This is a genomic window from Bacillus sp. JJ1503, from assembly GCF_036965125.1.
Taxonomy (GTDB): Bacteria; Bacillota; Bacilli; order Bacillales; family Cytobacillaceae; genus Cytobacillus.
Map to the genome: position 1 here is coordinate 190 of NZ_JBALOZ010000498.1, position 1,569 is coordinate 1,758.

At 30.4% G+C, this 1,569-nt stretch carries 2 protein-coding genes and 1 pseudogene; all 3 read right to left on the reverse strand.

Features of this window, described 5'->3' with window-relative positions:
* Nucleotides 1–583: ABC-2 transporter permease (locus tag V7149_RS25865; RefSeq protein WP_335348420.1), on the reverse strand; the 583-nt coding region annotated here is incomplete at its 3' end.
* Nucleotides 564–1,445, reverse strand: coding sequence for an ABC transporter ATP-binding protein (locus V7149_RS25870; RefSeq protein ID WP_335348421.1), 882 nt, complete (start codon nucleotides 1,443–1,445; stop codon nucleotides 564–566). The genes V7149_RS25865 and V7149_RS25870, both read right to left, overlap by 20 nt.
* Nucleotides 1,445–1,569, reverse strand: a pseudogene (locus V7149_RS25875) (GntR family transcriptional regulator); the annotation flags it as partial. The pseudogene V7149_RS25875 and the gene V7149_RS25870, both read right to left, overlap by 1 nt.

Consider the following 1,569-nt stretch of genomic DNA (forward strand, 5'->3'; position numbering starts at 1 on the left):
GGATGGATAGCATCCAAGAAAAAATATAAAGAAGTACAACTGATAGTATTACACCTAAATACAATAGAGAATTATCAAAAGACAGAACCCATTGAATGACCTCTCTTAATCGATCATTGATATCAGGTATAAAACTATTGACAATAATTAAATAAAGGGCAAACACAACAATAGAGGCAATCATCAAATATTGACTTTTAAATAGGTAAGAAAATGGAAAAGCAAATGAAATAAACACCGTAACAATACCTGTTATAAGCAATAATTGTTCCCATTGAATGATTTCTCTATGAATGACGAAATGACCAATAAAAATAGTAACTAAAGTCAAGAAAGTGAAAACGCATGCACCTATATACTTGGAACTAACAATTTCTTTTCGAGTATAAGGTAAAGAATTCAATAAGAGATGGCTGGAGGATTTTTCATCCATTGAAAAACTTTGCATGATGATGGCGATACAAAATATAATACCCACCCAGATAGTAGAAGTACTTAAAAATAAATATATAAATAATATAGGTAAAAGAATTAATAATGTATTTTTCTGTAAAATAATATCTTTACGAATGAGATTGAACATAGTTATCTTTTCCTTTCTTTGTATATAGCATAATATCTTCTAGTGTTGGTTTCTCCAAAATGACCGTATCACCAAAGATACTTTCTGTACGTTGTTTATTTATCGTTAATGCTTCAAATCCATGATTGGATTTACGGACACCTATAAATTCTTGTTCTGTATCACGATCTAATAGATTTATATTTCCTTTCACAAGTGCATAGTCTTCTTCGATTTTATAATACTCTTTTGTAAAAATATGTTGTCCATCATGGATAAAAGTAATATAATCCGCGATTCGTTCTAAGTCTGTCGTAATATGAGTAGAAAAGAAAATCGTTCTTTCACCATCCTGCATGAGATCGTGAAGGATATCTAACAGTTCTCTACGAAATATTGGATCTAATCCCGACGTTGGTTCATCCATAATAATTAACTCAGCATCGTGGGATAACGCAATGGTTAAGGAAGCCTTCATCATCATACCTTTAGAAAAAGTTTTCAATGTTTTCTTTAATGGTAGTTCAAACCGATCTACATAATGATTGAATATAGAATCGTCCCATTTTTTATAAATTGGTCTTATTATATTTTTCATTTCTAATAAGGTAAGATTCTCATAAAAAACATTATGATCGAACACAAAGCCAATTCGTTGTTTTATTTCTTTTTCATGCATTTTATAATTCAAACCAAAAAGTGAAACCTCTCCACTACCCGGTTGTAATAAATTCATAATCAACTTAATCGTTGTGGATTTTCCTACTCCATTACCACCAATAAACCCTGTAACAAAGCCTTTCTTCACTGAGATTGATAAGTCTTTCAGTTCAAATCCTTTGAAAGCCTTATTTACATGTTGTAGCTCAATTACGTTTTCCATCATACTTCCTCCTTATATAACATTGTAAGTAATTCTTTTAATTCAGCTAACTCTACTCCTATTTCTTTACTATTTTGAATTGCAGCCATTAACTGTTCTTCAATGACTTTCATTTTTCGTTCAA